Consider the following 15,806-nt stretch of genomic DNA (forward strand, 5'->3'; position numbering starts at 1 on the left):
TCTCAGGCTCGTTGTTCTATTGATGGATAACGGGAGTGCGCCATTCGAACCGCTTTCACCACCCGGCTCAAGATTTTTATCAGCTAGCCTTGAAACGGATCGCACGTCATTCAAGGAGCCGTCATGTTCAAGTTCATCAAGACCACCGTGATCGGCGGGCTGCTGTTCATCCTGCCGCTGGTGCTGATTGTCGTGCTGATCGAAAAAGCCATCCACCTGCTGCGCGGGCCGGTGGAGAAGTTGTTGCCGATGTTCAAAGGCTATGACGTGGCGGGCGTGACGCTGGTGAGTGTGGCGACGTTGCTGGGCCTGATCGTCCTGTGTTTTCTCGCCGGGCTGCTGGCACGCACGTCTGCGGCGGCGCGGGCGCTGGAGGCCACGGAAAACAAGCTGCTCAGCAACCTGCCCGGTTACCAGTTGTTCAAGGACACCACGGCGCGGTTTGCCGGGCTGGAAAACGAGGACGGTTCCAAGGTCGGCCTGATTGCCGAGGGCGAAGGCTTTCGCCTGTGCCTGATCGTTGAGAGCGTGGATGACTGGCTGACGATTTTCATGCCGGACGGTGGCCCGGCGGGCAGCACTGCCGGTGAAGTGCGACTGGTGCCTGCCGCACACGTCATCGTTACTGAGCTGTCGTGGCTGACCCTGGCCACCGGGTTACGCCGAGGCGGCCGTGGCATGTTGGCGCAGATGCAAGCGTGGGTGCCGAAAGCCTGATCAAGGCGCATTGACCACCACATACGTCACATCACTGCCCTGATACTGCGGCTGGTACCAGGTCGAGCCGCATTGCATGTAGGTGACGTTGTACTGAATCACCTGCACGCAACTGCTGGGCATTTGCGCCGGGGTAAAGATTGCCCCTACCACCGCCGCAGTGGCCGCGACGGTTGCCGTTACCGCCACTGCGGCCGCCACCGGATGGTAGTGATCGTCGTAGCCATAACGGCCATGGCCGTCGACATCAATATCGACATCGCGGCTGTTGTCGATGTTGACGTTTCGGTTGCCGTTGTTGACGTTTCGGTTGCCGTTGTTGACGTTCGTACGGTTACCAACGTTGTTGCCGGCATTGACCCGGTTACCCGAATTGACCCGATTGCCCGAATTGACCCGGTTACCGGCACTGACATTGTTGGTGCGCTGCGGCGCATTGATCCGCTGCGCCCGTTGCGCATTCGGCGCCGGCGCGCGGTTGACGTTGGCGCGGGCATGCCCCTGGGCGCGTTGCCCCCGGGCATCGGCTTCGACGACATAACCGGCGGTCAGCAGCGTGGCGGCGGCCAGCGACAACAACAAACTCCACGTCATCGACTTGTTCATGTCACTGCCCTCCCTGATCGCTGGCTTTTTTAAACGCAATCGCCACATCGCCTTTGCCCGGTTTGAAGGTGAACTGCGTGTCCGGAATGGTCGGCTTGAGGTTCCACTGATACACCGCGCTGTACTCGGGGAAGCTCTTATCGTCGGTGGTGGTGATCACCAGCTTGCACGGCAAGGGTTTGTCGGAGCGGGTCAGCCACAATTGCCAGTCGATGCCCTCTTGGCGAAACGCCAAATGATCGCAGAGCTGGCCTTTGATGACCGACGGGCCCACGTACAACGCGGCTTTCAAGGCATCGATCTGCGCCTGATCACTGCCGAACAGAAACAGGTCCTCCATCGGCACCTGCACACCGTAGAAATTCTCGACCTTGTGCAGGGTTTCCGCCACCGTGGCCGGGGCGTCGACGGTGGTGTAGTACTTCAGGTACGGCGAATACTGGGTGAGTTTTTTGCCGTTATAGAAAAACTCGCGGGTGCGCACATCGCCTTCGCTTTTCGCATACAGGCGATCATGGCCGACCACTTTCAGGGTGTTGGCGGACTCGGTCTTGATCTTCTGCCCGGACTCCAGAACCGTGTCGCGCGAGACTTGGGCGTCGACCTGGAATTTCGGCAGGCTGCGCAGGTAATCGCCCATATCGATGAGCTTGTCGACCACTTGCGGGTTGATCAACGGCGCATCATCGGTGGCCGCGTGAGGGGGCGCCGCCGGCGGGTCTTCGGCGCGGACTCCCGGCGCGAGAACCAGTGTGAACATCAGGCAGACAATACTGGCTGGGGCTTTCATCGGTTCCGCTCCTGTCCCTGCGTGGGCGTTGCGCCCGAAGGGCGACTGACTGACCAGCCTAGACGTCCGCTAAGGTGTACGCCAATGCGTCAGCGAGAGGGATGAGTGTCACGGTAGATTTTCTTTGCGCTGGCTCTCCAGAAGCTCGGTGATATCGGCCGGTTGATAGACCCAGCCGATGAACAATTCATAGCCAACCGCCAGAATCACCGGCCCGGTGAACAAACCAATAATGCCGCTGGTGACCATGCCCCCGAGCGCGCCGATCAGGACTACTGGCATCGGCACCGCGACGCCGCGTCCCAGCAGCATCGGCTTGAGCACGTTGTCGGCAAGCCCGGCAATCGCCATCCACACCGCAAAGATAATCGTGCTGGCGCTGACCCCGTCCACGGCGAAGACATAAATCACGATGGGCAGCGTGATCAGCAACACCGGCAATTGGGTGATGCCCAGCAGCAGCACCATCAAGGCGAGAACACCGGCCGCCGGTACGCCCATGACCACCAGTGCCACGCCGACCAGCAGCATCTGAATAAAGGCGATGCCGACCACACCCTGTGCCACGGCGCGGATGGTTGCCGTGCACAGTTGGGCAATCTGCGGGCCGCGCACCGGCCCGGAAATGCGTGTGGTGACTGCAACCGCTGTGCGGTGGCCGCGCTCGCCGTGGTGCATGATCAACCCGGCAACGATCAAGGCAATCACAAACACCACGATGCCTGCGCCGACGCCGGCGGCTTGATGCAACACCACTTTGCTCCAGTCCTTGAGGTGTGGCGCCAGTTCCTGAAACACCCAGCTCAGATCCTGTGACGCATGCATCCAGATGCCATACAGCGGCGCGCCAATCAACGGCCAGCCTTCAACACTGGCCGGTGGCGGCGGTATCTCGAACTGCCCCGCTTCGAACGTGTGCATGCTGCCCTTGATCGAATCGGCGATCGAAGCACCCAGCAGGCTCAACGGCAGCATCAGAATCACCAGGCCCAGCAGCACCAGAATGATTGCCGCCCAACCGTAGCGATTACCGAGTTTGGCGCCCAGAGCCTGATTCAGCGGATACAGCGTGACGGCCAGGATCAGCGCCCACAGCATGACATTGAGAAACGGATGGAAAATGTCGTAGCAGAACAGCACCAGAACGGTGATCAGGCCCGCTCGAATGAGCACGTCGAGCAATGCTCTGGAACTCTGAAACGTTATCAGCGGTTTGTCTTCCATGTCGGCGCTCCTGGATTGGGCCAGCGTTGAACCGCTGTGAGCCTAGTCCACTTCCAGCACATCGTCTTTTAGCCTTAGCGCTCCAGCATGCCGTGACACAACAGATTCAGAACCCCGCGCATGTGCAAGGCGTGCGCGGGGCGATCCGGCACCTCCTGCGTGGCGAGGCGAATGAACGCCATATTCGCGTATTGGTTGAACAGCGTCGCCACCACGTCGAGATCGATCGATTCGCGCACTTTGCCAGCCTGCTGAAAATGCAGAAGCAGCGCTTTGGTCTCTTCGATCACGGCGGCATTCCACGGGCTCATCGCCTCACCCAACTCACCGGTCAGCAGGAACGGCGCCAATTCTCGCCATAACGAAGCCGGCATCGCTTGTAGCTGGTAATCGGTCATCAGCCCTTCGAACTCGCACAGCGCTTCCAGCGGATCACTGGCATCGTCGAGATTCGCCCGCGCCTCGCGCATGGCTTGCTCGTCGGGTTGCTTGAGCAAGGCCAGCAGAATCTCCTGCTTGCCGCCGAAATAGTTGACCACGGTGGGGGCGGAAACCCCCGCCTGCACGGCGATCTGGTCCAGCGTGGTAGCCGCAAAACCGTTGCGCTTGAACAACTCGAGCGCCGCCTCGGCAATCACCTGCCGGCGCTGTTCCTTCTGCCGTTCTCTGAGTCCGCTCATGTTGCCTCTGATGATCCTTGCCAATGGCCCTCAGCCTACGGAGATCTTTTTTCACCGACAAATATTTTCTTTACAAAAATATTTTTAGATGACAAAACTTTCTCCATGCAGCGCTGCAACGAGCTCACTCACTTGCCCTTTGCTCTGGAGATCCGCCATGTCCGCCGAACTCGATTCGACCCGCAGTACCCGCGATTACCAAGCCTCTGACGCCGCTCACCACATCCACGCGTTCGTTGATCAGAAGGCGCTCAACGAGGAAGGTCCGCGGGTGATGGTCAGCGGTGATCGGCTGGCGTTGTGGGATAACGACGGCAAGCGTTATCTGGATGGCATGTCCGGCCTGTGGTGCACCAACCTCGGCTATGGGCGCAAGGATCTCGCGGCCGCCGCGACCGCACAGCTGGAACAACTGCCCTACTACAACATGTTCTTCCACACCACTCACCCCGCGGTGATCGAGCTGTCCGAACTGCTCTTCAGTCTGTTGCCCAAGCACTACAGCCACGCGATCTATACCAACTCCGGCTCCGAAGCCAACGAAGTGCTGATCCGCACCGTGCGCAAGTTCTGGCAGGTGATGGGCCAGCCCGAGAAGAAAATCATGATCGGCCGCTGGAACGGCTACCACGGCTCGACCCTGGCCGCGACGGCGTTGGGCGGGATGAAATTCATGCATGAAATGGGCGGGACCATTCCCGATGTCGCGCACATTGATGAGCCGTACTGGTTCGCCCATGAAGGCAACCTCAGCCCGGAAGCATTCGGCCTGCAAGCGGCGCGGCAACTGGAAGACAAGATTCTTGAGCTAGGCGCCGACAAGGTCGCCGCGTTCGTCGCAGAACCGTTTCAGGGTGCGGGTGGGATGATCATTCCGCCGGCGACGTACTGGCCGGAGATTCAGCGCATCTGCCGTAAATATGACGTGCTGCTGTGCGCTGACGAGGTGATTGGTGGTTTTGGTCGCACCGGTGAATGGTTCGCCCATCAGGCATTTGGTTTTGAGCCCGACACATTATCGATCGCCAAGGGCCTGAACTCGGGTTACATCCCTATGGGTGGCTTGATTCTGTCGCGGCGCATGGCTGAAGCATTGGTCGAGAAAGGTGGCGTATTTGCCCACGGCCTGACCTATTCCGGGCACCCGGTCGCGGCCGCGGTGGCGATTGCCAACCTCAAGGCGTTGCGTGATGAAGGTGTGGTCACCCAGGTGAAAACCGACACCGGGCCGTATCTGCAGAATTGCCTGCGCGAAGTGTTTGGCAATCACCCTTTGGTGGGTGAGATTCAGGGCGTTGGTTTGGTGGCGGCGTTGCAGTTTGCTGAGGACAAGGCCAGCCGCAAGCGCTTTGCCAATGAAAACGACATCGCCTGGCGTTGCCGCACGATTGGCTTTGAGGAGGGATTGATCATTCGCTCGACATTGGGACGGATGATCATGGCCCCAGCGCTGGTGGCCACGCGCACGGAGCTGGATGAGTTGATCGACAAGACGCGGATTGCGGTGGATCGGACGGCGCGGGAGTACGGGGTGCTGTGATCGACTGCGGTCATACCTGCCGTCTGTGAACACCATAAAATCCCTGTGGGAGCTGGCTTGCCAGCGATGGCGATAGTTCAGACACATCATTATCGAATGGGCTGGCCCCATCGCTGGCAAGCCAGCTCCCACAGGGAATGGTGTAAGCCTGAAAGGGAAAATCGGTTGGAGATCAATCCCGCCGATTACTCCGCGCGCCGCTTGGTGTTAAATAGGCGCCAGTCTTAACCTTGTCGCTTATAGCTGTGCAACGAGAACCGATATGAACACCCACTCCAGGAAAAACACCCAAATTCAAACAGCGGTGAGCGCATGATCGAAGTCACCGAAGTTTCCATTGCCCAACTGCGCGCCGCGCTCGAGTCCGGCCAAACCACCGCAGTCGAACTGGTACAGGCATATCTCGCACGCATCGATGCCTACGATGGCGCCGACACCCCAACGGCGCTGAATGCCGTGGTCGTGCGTAACCCTGAAGCGTTGAACGAAGCCCGGGCGTCCGATGCCCGTCGTGCCGAAGGCAAAACCCTCGGCCCGCTCGACGGCATCCCCTACACCGCCAAAGACAGCTATCTGGTCAAAGGCCTCACGGCAGCGTCCGGCAGCCCGGCCTTCGCCGATCTGGTCGCTTATCGCGACGCCTTCACCATTGAACGTCTGCGCGCGGCCGGGGCGATTTGCCTGGGCAAAACCAACATGCCGCCGATGGCCAATGGCGGCATGCAACGTGGCGTCTACGGTCGCGCCGAAAGTCCTTACAACGCCAATTACCTCACCGCGCCGTTTGCCTCCGGTTCGTCGAACGGTGCCGGTACCGCCACTGCCGCGAGTTTTGCCGCGTTTGGTCTGGCTGAAGAAACCTGGTCGAGCGGGCGTGGCCCGGCGTCGAACAATGGTTTGTGCGCCTACACGCCGTCACGCGGGGTGATCTCGGTACGCGGCAACTGGCCGTTGACCCCGACCATGGACGTCGTCGTGCCTTACGCACGCACCATGGCCGACCTGCTCGAAGTCCTCGACATCGTCGTCGCCGAAGACCCGGACACCCGTGGCGACCTCTGGCGTCTGCAACCGTGGGTGCCGATCCCGAACGTCAGCGAAGTGCGCCCCGCCGCCTACGCCGATCTGGCCGCCAACAGCCAAGCGCTGGCCGGCAAGCGTTTCGCCGTGCCGCGCATGTTTATCAATGCCGACCCTGAGGCTGGCACCAGCGAAGCCCCGGGCATCGGAGGCCCGACCGGCCAACGCATCAACACCCGCGCCTCGGTGATCGACTTGTGGAAGCAGGCGCGTCAGGCCCTCGAAGCGGCCGGTGCCGAAGTCATCGAAACCGATTTCCCGCTGGTCTCCAACTGCGAAGGCGATCGCCCCGGCGCGCCAACCGTGTTCACTCGGGGGCTGGTCTCCAAAGAGTTCCTGCACCATGAACTGTGGGACCTGACCGCGTGGGCGTTCGACGACTTCCTGCAAGCCAACGGCGATCCGAAACTCAATCGTCTGGTCGACGTCGACGGGCCGAAAATCTTCCCGCACGACCCGGGCACCCTGCCCAACCGTGAAGGCGATCTGGCTGCCGGCATGGATGAGTACGTGCGCATGGCCGAGCGCGGCATCACCCCGTGGAATGAAATCAGCACCGTGCCTGACGGCCTGCGCGGCCTGGAGCAAACCCGACGCATCGACCTCGAAGACTGGATGGACACGCTTGGCCTCGACGCCGTGCTGTTCCCGACTGTTGCCGACGTCGGCCCGGCGGACGCGGACGTCAACCCGGAGTCGGCTGACATCGCCTGGAGCAATGGCATCTGGGTGGCCAACGGCAACCTGGCGATCCGTCACCTCGGCGTGCCGACCGTCACCGTGCCGATGGGCGTGATGGCCGACATCGGCATGCCGGTGGGCTTAACCTTCGCCGGCCGCGCCTACGACGACTCGAACCTGCTGCGTTTCGCCGCCGCGTTTGAATCAACCGGCAGCAAACGCCAGATCCCGCCACGCACGCCGCCGCTGGCGTAAACGCGGTTAAAACTGTAGGAGTGAGCCTGCTCGCGATAGCGATGTGTCAGCTTGGATAAACTTGGCTGACACACTGCCATCGCTGGCAAGCCAGCTCCCACAGATTTCCGCTCCCGCCACAAAACCCTCATTCAACCCAAAACCCTGTAGGAGTGAGCCTGCTCGCGATAGCGGTCTGTCAGTTAAATTTATCGAGACTGACACACCGCTATCGCGAGCAGGCTCACTCCTACAGGGGGTTGTGTGATGCCGTTCATTGAGCACATCCGCTCAATCCCCTGCCCTACATTCCCGCGATCATCCCAGCCATCTTAATTGCCGCTGGCCACCGACCATGATCGACCGCGCCTCTTCACGCCTCACCCTCCTCGCGCTGCTCTGCGGTCTGAACTCAACCGCCCAAGCCAGCGGTTTTTTCGACGATGCCAAAAGCGAAGTGCTCACCCGTAACTTCTACTTGAGCAACGACTACCGCTCCCCCTCACCCTCCGGCAAAAACTACAAACAAGAATGGGCTCAAGGCCTTATCGGCACTTTCTCATCCGGTTTCACCGCCGGAACGGTCGGTTTCGGCATCGATGCCCACGCCTTCGCCGGGCTGAAACTCGACGGTGGCAGAGGCCATTCCGGGACCGGTCTGCTGCCGGTCGACAGCGATGGCCGCAGCGAAAACGATTACTCCAGCGCAGGCGGTGCGCTCAAGCTGAAAGCCTCGCGCACCACCCTCGCCTTCGGTGAAATGACCGTGGAAACCCCGGTGTTCGACACCTCCGACAAACGCCTGCAACCGGAGTACGCCACAGGCTTCCTGCTCAACAGCGCCGAGCTCGACCACATCAATCTGGTGGCCGGGCATTTCACCGCGTTCAAGAATCAGGACAGCTCATCCGGCAAAGGCGATTTCTACGGCTACGGCGCCAATACCGAGGCCGGCGCGATCAGTTTTCTCGGCGCCGATCTGTTCACCGACAGCCCAGTGGGCGGCGCGCTGTATGCCTCCGACCTGAGCGACACCTGGCATCAGTACTACGGCAATCTGCACTTCAAGCAGTCCGGCGTGCTGCTCGACGCCAACCTCTACCACACCCGCGACACCGGCCGAGCGCTGGCCGGCGCCATCGACAACACCGCGTTCAGCCTCTCCGGCAAATACGCCTTCGGCCCGCACGCGGTGATGCTCGGCTGGCAAAAGATCAATGGCGACACACCGTTCGATTTCGTCGGCGGCGACTCGATCTACCTCGCCAACTCGATCAAATACGCCGATTTCAACGGCGCCAACGAACGCTCCTGGCAAGCGCGCTACGACCTCGACCTCGGCGCCTTCGGCATCCCCGGCCTGAAGTTCATGACCCGCTATGTTTCCGGTAGCCACATCGACGGCACCCACGCGCCCAAGGGTGGCGCGTACAACCCGTTCGATCCTGACAGCGGCAGTTACCAGCCGCAGCAAGGTGACGGCGGCAAACACTGGGAGCGCGATATCGATTTGAAATACGTCGTGCAATCGGGCGCGGCGAAGGATCTGTCGGTGCAGGTGTCGCATGTTTCACACCGGGCCAACGAGGCGCAGGCCGGTGATGACATTGACCGTATCTACGTGGTGATCCAGTACCCACTGGGTTTCTAACCCACCGCCCATCCCGAATTGAAACACTTTCCCCTGTAGGAGTGAGCCTGCTCGCGATAGCGTCTTTTCAGCAACATTCATGCTGACTGATACACCGTTATCGCGAGCAGGCTCACTCCTACAGGTTTCTGCGTCGATCACCAGGCTGTGTTTACACCGCCGAACCTGTGGGAGCGAGCCTGCTCGCGAAGGGGCCAGTGAAGTCAGCGCAAATCGCCTTTTAAACTCAGGCGTTTAAAAGACACCTTCAGACACGCCTTTCAGGCTACAAATTCTTGCGCCATTGCCTACGGCTACGCCAGAATCCGCCGGCTTGTGCGCCTTGGGAGCGGGTTCTATTGTGGTGCCGTCGCTGATTATCAGTGATCGGGTTTAGCAGCCCAGGTTATCTCTAGACGCACAAAGTCCGTTGCCGTCATGGCGGCTTTGCGTGGGGCACTTCGGTGCGCCGGGTTCTAGAGTCCTGGTCTGCTAACCCGCGTACAGCCGCCACCTCCTTCGTTAGCAGCGAACGGTGGCAGCTTCATTACTCTAGAGGCTTTACCGATGATCAAACCAACGCCCAACCCGCCCGAAACCGACCTCGCGTCCCCCTACGAATCCTTCGATTCAAAAAAACTCAACGACGCCGCCGAACGCGCGCTCGATCATTACCTCTGCCCACCCGGCTCCACCCCGCCGCCCCGTAAAACCCGCCGGATGTACGCCGTCACCGCAGACTTCAAAAACGAGGAACTACTGGCTGATGCCAGCGAAACACTCGCCTCCGCCAGAACCATCGCCCATGACTTCGCCCACCTCATACCGGCGTCGCAGCGACGGACGCTGTTGGGGATTGCGCAATTGATCATGCTTGGGGAGCTGGCGGTGAATCGAGTGATGGATAATCTGGAGTTGCCGGGCTGATCAGTACCCCGGCAATCCTGTGGCGAGGGCGATCGCTCTCGCTACAGGGCTAAACAGGGTCAGGCAACGTTCTGCGCTTTTTGCTTTTGCGCACATTCGACCACCCTCCGGAGGTCCGCCCATGGCAACCGTACGAAAAACCATCACTGTGACTGATCAGCGAGACCACTGGACCAAAGCTCAGATCGAAGCCGGTCATTACACCAACGGCAGTGAACACATTCGCGAACTGATCCGCCGTGAACAGGAGCGAAGCGTCGAGCTGGAAACCATCCTAGCTGCTCTTCGTAAAGGTGAGTCCAGTGGAACACCACGCCCCTTCGATCCCGAGGCATTCAAAAAGAGAATGTCGAAAGTGCATCGTTATCAGGGATAGATCACGTTTTCCGTTCAGAACTTCGCCCGACTTTTTGCCTTTTAAACTTGAGTGTTTAAAAGACACCTCCAGACACGCCTTAGAGGCTACAAATTCTTGCGCCATTGCCTACAGCTACGCCAGAATCCGCCGGCTTGTGCGCCTAGGGGGCGGGTTCTATTGTGGTGCCGTCGCTGACGAATCAGCGATCGGGTTTCGCAGCCCGGATCAATCAAGGCGCACAACGCTCCCAATCGTTGCTATCAGGATTTATGCAACGGTGCTTCATGGCGGCTGTGCGCGGGATACCTTCGGGTATGCCGGGTTCCTTGATTCCCGGTCTGCGAACCTGCGTACAGCTGCCACCTCTCTTCGTTTCGCAGCGAAATGTGGCGGCTCCAGCAATCAAGGAGCTTCACCATGATAAAACCAACACCCAACCCACCCGAAACAGACCTCGCGTCCCCCTACGAATCCCTCGATTCAAAAAAGCTCAACGACGCCGCCGAACGCGCGCTCGATCACTACCTCTGCCCACCCGGCTCTACCCCACCACCACGCAAAACCCGCCGGATGTACGCCGTCACCGCAGACTTCAAAAACGAGGAACTACTGGCTGATGCCAGCGAAACACTCGCCTCAGCCAGAACCATCGCCCATGACTTCGCCCGCCTCATACCCGCGTCGCAACGACGGACGCTGTTGGGGATTGCGCAATTGATCATGCTCGGTGAGCTGGCGGTGAATCGGGTGATGGATAATCTGGAGTTGCCGTAGTAGCGGGGATACAGATCGTTCCCACGCTCTGAGTGGGAATGCCTCAACGGACGCTCCGCGTTCGGCTTTGGAAGGGACGCAGAGCGTCCCGGGCTGCATTCCCACGCGGAGCGTGGGAACGATCAATCTACGGCAGCCGTTCTTTGGCTTGTTGGAAACTGGCGGAAGGCAGCCGGAGTCGAACCTGCCCGGGAACGGATGCCGTCCCCAACCGGGTTTGAAGCCCGGCCGCGCCACCGGGCGCGATTGCCTTCCTTGAACTCATTGTGCGCAGGCGTTGGCCAGCGCGTTGTCGGGGCGGATCTGGCGGGATTCGCCGATGCGTCGGGTCAGGCCGACGCGGTCGAAATATTCGAGGTACTGAATACAGCGTTTGCGTCCCAAGCCTAGCGCATCGCGGAAGGTTGTCACCTGGATCTGCGGATTTTCCTTGGCCAGTTTTAACAACACGTCAGCCATTTGGCGCAGTTGCGCGTCACTCAAAAACAGATCGCGTACGACTTGATGCATCAGACCCAAGCGCGCCAGTTTGCGCAGCAGCAGGCGCACGACGGCGTCGTCCTGGCCGAGCATTTTCGCGATGTCGCGCACCCACGGCGGGTCGAATTTGGCGTTTTCAAACAGCGGTTGCAGTTGTTGCCAGAGGGTTTCGTCTTCGGCGTTCAGGCGCACCTGATGCTCAGGCAGGTGCAGCCATGGGCCGCTCGTTTGGATCGATCCGGCCGCCAGCAATTCATCCAGCAAACTTACAAACGTCGAACGCTCCAGCGCCAGACCGCTGAAGCGGCGCAGGCGATCGCGGTCGGGGCCCATCTGGTCGGGCTCCTGTTCATGAAACTGTGTGAGTTGTTCCAGCAGGGTGAATTTCAACTGCGCCCAGCGCTGCACGTTGAACAGTACCGGGCCCTGGCGGGTGTCGATCAGGCGGACGTTTTCCGCTAACGACCACGACGCGCGCGGGCGATTGAACTGGCGCTCCAGCCTTTGCGGATCGAGGCCGCCGGCGCTGTAGTTGAGCAGCACGGGCAAGACATGTTCGAATTCGCCGCCGGAGGCCAAGGTGCGTAGTTGCTCCAGACGTTCAGGGCTGCGCCGTTGTCGCGCCGGGGCGAACGGGTCGAGGACCTGACCGCCACCCAAGGTGCGTTGCGCGCTCTGGTCGCGCAGGATCAGGCGATCGCCCTTCACCGCATGCACCGGCGCATTGATCAGCAGTTGCGCGAACATGCGCTCGCCGGGACTCAGCCGCGGGCCTTCAAGTAAAGCCACCCTAGCGATGACGTCCTGCGTACCGAGGTGCACATGTACCGGGTGAAAGTGTTCGAACGTGCGATCGCCGGGCAGCAGTTTAAAGTCGAAGTCGACCCGTTGTGTTGGCGCGTGCAGCCATTCGCTCAGCAGCCACTGGCCGCGATGGATCTGCGCAAGTTCGAGGCGTTCGCCGGTCAGGTTCAACGCCACCCGCTGGCCGGCAACAGCAAGTTCGGCGGGTTGATTCTGTGCATGCAAGCCGCGAACCCTGACCGATTTTCCGGATGGCCCGAGGGTGAGCTTGTCGCCGACGGCAACTGTGCCCGACAACGCCGTCCCGGTAACCACAATCCCCGCACCGGCGACGCTGAACGCGCGGTCGATGGCCAGGCGAAAACCACCTTCGCGGCTGCGCTCCAGTACTTCACGTTGCGTCTGCAATAACGTCTCGCGCAGTTCATCAACGCCCTGCCCGGTCACGCTCGACACAAGCACGATCGGCGCTTCAGCAAATGGCCCGGCCTCAAGCAAATCCAGCAGCTGCCGCTGAACCTCCTCCACCCTGCCCGCCTCGACCCGGTCGCATTTGCTGATCGCCACCACGGCGCGCGGGATGCCGAGCAATTCGACAATTGCCAGATGCTCGCGGGTCTGCGGCATCACGCCGTCATCTGCGGCGATCACCAGCAAGACCAGATCGATGCCCTGCGCACCGGCGAGCATGTTGTGGGTGAATTTCTCGTGACCGGGCACGTCGATAAACCCGGTCAGCCCCGCGCCGGGTTCCAGTTCAGCGTAGAGATAACCGAGGTCGATGGTCATGCCGCGTGCACGTTCCTGCGGGCGGCGGTCGCCGGTTTGCCCGGTCAGCGCTTGTAACAGCGAAGTCTTGCCGTGGTCGATGTGCCCTGCCGTGCCGACGATCACGACTCGACCTGCAACTGTGACAATTGCGCGAGCCACGCTGGTTCATCGTCGAGCTGACGCAGATCCAGCCACAGGGCATCGTCGTCAATCCGCCCAAGCACGGGGATCGGCAAGGCGCGCAACGCCGCTTCCAGATTCAGCAGGCAACGCCCGCGCAAACGCTTGGAGACTTGCGGGCGCATGCACAACGCCGCGCTCGGCAAACGCGCCACCGGTTGGCTACCGCTGCCGATCATGCCCAAGGCCTCGACTGCGCTAACCTGCCAAACCGCCCCCAAGATTTCAGCCATCAAGGGCTGCAAGCGTGAGGCCTGCGCAAAGATATCTGCCTGCGGCCGGGTGAGCAGACGCAAGCTCGGCAGACGCTCAGCGAGGCGATCGGGATCGCGATACAACCCCAGCACCGCCTCCAGCGCCGCCAAGGTCAATTTGTCCACCCGCAGCGCGCGTTTCAGCGGGTTCTTCTTGATCTTTGCGATCAGCTCTTTACGCCCGACGATCAACCCGGCCTGCGGGCCGCCAAGCAACTTGTCGCCACTGAAAGTGACGATATCGGCGCCATCCAGCAGCGCCTGACGCACCGTCGGCTCTGCCGGCAACCCCCAACGAGTCAGATCCAACAGACTGCCGCTGCCCAGATCCTCCAGCAACGGCAAGCCATGTCGATGCGCCAAGTCGGCCAGCTCAGCCGTCGGCACCCGAGCGGTAAAACCTTCGATGCTGTAGTTGCTCGCATGCACACGCATGATCAAACCGCTGCGTGGGCTGATCGCCGCTTCATAGTCACGAGCATGGGTGCGATTGGTCGTGCCCACTTCGTGCAGGCGCACGCCAGCGCGGGCCATGATGTCGGGAATGCGGAAGGCGCCGCCGATTTCGATCAGCTCGCCACGGGAAATGATGCCTTCCTTGCGCGCGCCCAGACTGTTCAGCGTCAGCAGCACGGCGGCGGCATTGTTGTTGACCACCGTGACGGCTTCGGCGCCGGTCAGTTCGCGGATCAGGCCTTCGATCAGGTCATCGCGATCGCCGCGTTTGCCACTGGCCAGATCGAATTCCAGATTGAGCGGATAACGCGCAGCCATTTGCACCGCATCGATGGCTTCGTCCGGCAACAAGGCGCGGCCGAGGTTGGTGTGCAGGACGGTGCCGGTGAGGTTGAAGACTCGGCGTACGTTGCTGCGTTGTTGCTGGGCCAAGCGTTCCCCGACACGGCCGGCGAGTACTTCGGGGCTGATTTCGACGGCTGATAATTGCCCGTTCAACACGCTGGGCCGCAGTTCATCGAGCAATTGCCGCAAACTCGCCAGCAACCACTCACGCCCGTGACGCTCAAGCAAAGGCACACATGCCGGGTGACGCAACAAACCATCAATGGAAGGTAACCGCAGGGACATCAGCCACTCCTGGAGACAGTTCACTGCGCCCCGCAGTGAAAAACAAGAGTGTAGACGTTGTAGTCATTCGTCTCCGGGGGCCAGTAATAGATTAGGCGCCAAGCGCTGATAACCGTCCTGCGCCAGGCGCATGTCCAGCAACAAACTGCCGAGATCCGCCGACAACGCCTCAGCATCGGCATCGTTTTCCAGATACACCAGTTTCAGATAACTGTTACAACCCGGACAGACCTCCGCCCTTAACGGCGCCTGATTGGCGGCGTGGCGATCATCCTCAAGGCTCAGATAATCAAGGCCCTTGCTCGACTCGCAATACACACACTTGACCCGCACCACATGCCATTCACAGGTACACAGCGAGCAGACCAGATAACGCAAACCGTTGTGCTTGCCGCGATGGCGGATCACCCCGGCCATCGCCGGTGAACCGCAGGCCGGGCATTGGCTGAGGCTGTCGCCGGGTTTGAGTTTCAGGTCCGGCGCGCTGAGCAGCCAGTGACTCCACGCCACTTGCAGCGCCGCGCCAAGAAACGGCACCAGTTGCGCCGGCACCATTGAGTATTGGCCACTGACCAACGCCACGGCCCATGCACGTAACTGGCCGGGACTGGCGACCCGCAACGTTGTCAGCGCCTCAATGACGGCGGGCTGTTCATCAGGTTCATAACGCTGCAGCAAAGCTTCGAGATAAGCCTGCCAGCCCTCTTCGCGCACCAAGGTATCAGCCGCAAACGGCGGCAAACCATGTTGCTGACAAGCCTCGATCCGTTGCTGATCAAACGGAGCCGTCAGCGGCGGATCGTCAAACACCTGCTGCTGCACCCGGCACAATCCGGCAATCAGCCGCAGATACTCGGCCAGCGCATGCCCCTCGGCCAGTTGCTCCAGTCGATCAGCCCGCAGCGCAAACAGATTCGAAGGCGGTAGATACAGAAACGGCGGCGAACTGGCCGCCGCTTCGATTTCCCCGGGTTCCAGAATGGTTGGCAA

The 15,806-nt window shown here is 60.7% G+C and carries 14 protein-coding genes and 1 tRNA gene; 7 read left to right on the forward strand and 8 right to left on the reverse strand.

Annotated features, from left to right (window positions below; genetic code table 11):
- The first annotated feature begins 123 nt into the window (after positions 1-123).
- Positions 124-717: a DUF502 domain-containing protein gene (locus ACOYXH_RS11930; RefSeq protein ID WP_116256093.1), complete on the forward strand. Its 594-nt coding sequence runs from the start codon at positions 124-126 to the stop codon at positions 715-717.
- Here ACOYXH_RS11930 and ACOYXH_RS11935 read toward each other — a convergent pair whose 3' ends face one another.
- From ACOYXH_RS11935 to ACOYXH_RS11950, 4 genes are all read right to left on the reverse strand, one after another.
- A complete protein-coding gene (locus tag ACOYXH_RS11935) occupies positions 718-1,323 on the reverse strand; it encodes a hypothetical protein (protein WP_460410739.1) in 606 nt (201 codons plus the stop codon).
- Between the two features lies 1 nt (position 1,324).
- Positions 1,325-2,113, reverse strand: coding sequence for a DUF2092 domain-containing protein (locus ACOYXH_RS11940; protein WP_258708259.1), 789 nt, complete (start codon positions 2,111-2,113; stop codon positions 1,325-1,327).
- 108 nt (positions 2,114-2,221) lie between these two features.
- On the reverse strand, positions 2,222-3,337 hold the full coding sequence (locus ACOYXH_RS11945) for an AI-2E family transporter (protein WP_095049054.1): 1,116 nt from the start codon (positions 3,335-3,337) through the stop codon (positions 2,222-2,224).
- Between the two features lie 74 nt (positions 3,338-3,411).
- A complete protein-coding gene (locus ACOYXH_RS11950; protein WP_460064663.1) occupies positions 3,412-4,017 on the reverse strand; it encodes a TetR/AcrR family transcriptional regulator in 606 nt (201 codons plus the stop codon).
- A gap of 157 nt (positions 4,018-4,174) precedes the next feature.
- On the opposite strand from ACOYXH_RS11950, the gene ACOYXH_RS11955 reads away from it, so the two are divergent.
- The 6 genes from ACOYXH_RS11955 (at position 4,175) to ACOYXH_RS11980 (ending at position 11,241) form a co-directional block, all read left to right on the forward strand.
- Complete coding sequence (locus ACOYXH_RS11955) at positions 4,175-5,557, forward strand: aspartate aminotransferase family protein (protein ID WP_460410740.1); 1,383 nt, start codon at positions 4,175-4,177, stop codon at positions 5,555-5,557.
- 312 nt (positions 5,558-5,869) lie between these two features.
- Positions 5,870-7,573, forward strand: a complete 1,704-nt coding sequence (locus ACOYXH_RS11960) for an amidase (RefSeq protein WP_460410741.1) — start codon at positions 5,870-5,872, stop codon at positions 7,571-7,573.
- Positions 7,574-7,907: 334 nt separating this feature from the next.
- Positions 7,908-9,203, forward strand: a complete 1,296-nt coding sequence (locus ACOYXH_RS11965) for an OprD family porin (protein ID WP_460410742.1) — start codon at positions 7,908-7,910, stop codon at positions 9,201-9,203.
- Positions 9,204-9,749: 546 nt separating this feature from the next.
- Positions 9,750-10,109 carry a DUF6124 family protein gene (locus ACOYXH_RS11970; RefSeq protein ID WP_460410743.1) on the forward strand — a complete coding sequence of 120 codons (360 nt, stop codon included), beginning with the start codon at positions 9,750-9,752 and terminating at the stop codon, positions 10,107-10,109.
- A gap of 121 nt (positions 10,110-10,230) precedes the next feature.
- Positions 10,231-10,485 carry a type II toxin-antitoxin system ParD family antitoxin gene (locus tag ACOYXH_RS11975; protein ID WP_460410744.1) on the forward strand — a complete coding sequence of 85 codons (255 nt, stop codon included), beginning with the start codon at positions 10,231-10,233 and terminating at the stop codon, positions 10,483-10,485.
- A 399-nt stretch (positions 10,486-10,884) separates the two neighbouring features.
- A complete protein-coding gene (locus ACOYXH_RS11980; protein ID WP_460410745.1) occupies positions 10,885-11,241 on the forward strand; it encodes a DUF6124 family protein in 357 nt (118 codons plus the stop codon).
- Between the two features lie 159 nt (positions 11,242-11,400).
- On the opposite strand, the gene ACOYXH_RS11985 is transcribed toward ACOYXH_RS11980, so the two are convergent.
- From ACOYXH_RS11985 to fdhE, 4 genes are all read right to left on the reverse strand, one after another.
- Positions 11,401-11,496: transfer RNA gene (locus tag ACOYXH_RS11985), tRNA-Sec, on the reverse strand.
- A gap of 6 nt (positions 11,497-11,502) precedes the next feature.
- On the reverse strand, positions 11,503-13,419 hold the full coding sequence (selB, locus tag ACOYXH_RS11990) for a selenocysteine-specific translation elongation factor (RefSeq protein WP_460411547.1): 1,917 nt from the start codon (positions 13,417-13,419) through the stop codon (positions 11,503-11,505).
- A complete protein-coding gene (selA, locus tag ACOYXH_RS11995) occupies positions 13,416-14,819 on the reverse strand; it encodes an L-seryl-tRNA(Sec) selenium transferase (RefSeq protein ID WP_460410873.1) in 1,404 nt (467 codons plus the stop codon). The genes selB and selA overlap by 4 nt, the downstream gene beginning before the upstream one ends.
- A gap of 60 nt (positions 14,820-14,879) precedes the next feature.
- The gene (fdhE, locus tag ACOYXH_RS12000; protein WP_160057990.1) at positions 14,880-15,806 is read right to left on the reverse strand and encodes a formate dehydrogenase accessory protein FdhE; all 927 of its coding nucleotides are present in this window, start codon (positions 15,804-15,806) and stop codon (positions 14,880-14,882) included.

It is taken from the genome of Pseudomonas sp. Mb7 (assembly GCF_054790525.1).

What these genes read in the sequence shown, in the direction of transcription:
- ACOYXH_RS11950 (WP_460064663.1), bottom strand. Translation starts at nt 4,017, where the DNA reads ATGAGCGGACTCAGAGAACGGCAGAAGGAACAGCGCCGGCAGGTGATT.
- ACOYXH_RS11980 (WP_460410745.1), top strand. Translation starts at nt 10,885, where the DNA reads ATGATAAAACCAACACCCAACCCACCCGAAACAGACCTCGCGTCCCCC.
- ACOYXH_RS11935 (WP_460410739.1), bottom strand. Translation starts at nt 1,323, where the DNA reads ATGAACAAGTCGATGACGTGGAGTTTGTTGTTGTCGCTGGCCGCCGCC.
- ACOYXH_RS11955 (WP_460410740.1), top strand. Translation starts at nt 4,175, where the DNA reads ATGTCCGCCGAACTCGATTCGACCCGCAGTACCCGCGATTACCAAGCC.
- ACOYXH_RS11960 (WP_460410741.1), top strand. Translation starts at nt 5,870, where the DNA reads ATGATCGAAGTCACCGAAGTTTCCATTGCCCAACTGCGCGCCGCGCTC.
- ACOYXH_RS11975 (WP_460410744.1), top strand. Translation starts at nt 10,231, where the DNA reads ATGGCAACCGTACGAAAAACCATCACTGTGACTGATCAGCGAGACCAC.
- ACOYXH_RS11965 (WP_460410742.1), top strand. Translation starts at nt 7,908, where the DNA reads ATGATCGACCGCGCCTCTTCACGCCTCACCCTCCTCGCGCTGCTCTGC.
- ACOYXH_RS11940 (WP_258708259.1), bottom strand. Translation starts at nt 2,113, where the DNA reads ATGAAAGCCCCAGCCAGTATTGTCTGCCTGATGTTCACACTGGTTCTC.
- ACOYXH_RS11970 (WP_460410743.1), top strand. Translation starts at nt 9,750, where the DNA reads ATGATCAAACCAACGCCCAACCCGCCCGAAACCGACCTCGCGTCCCCC.
- ACOYXH_RS11930 (WP_116256093.1), top strand. Translation starts at nt 124, where the DNA reads ATGTTCAAGTTCATCAAGACCACCGTGATCGGCGGGCTGCTGTTCATC.
- ACOYXH_RS11945 (WP_095049054.1), bottom strand. Translation starts at nt 3,337, where the DNA reads ATGGAAGACAAACCGCTGATAACGTTTCAGAGTTCCAGAGCATTGCTC.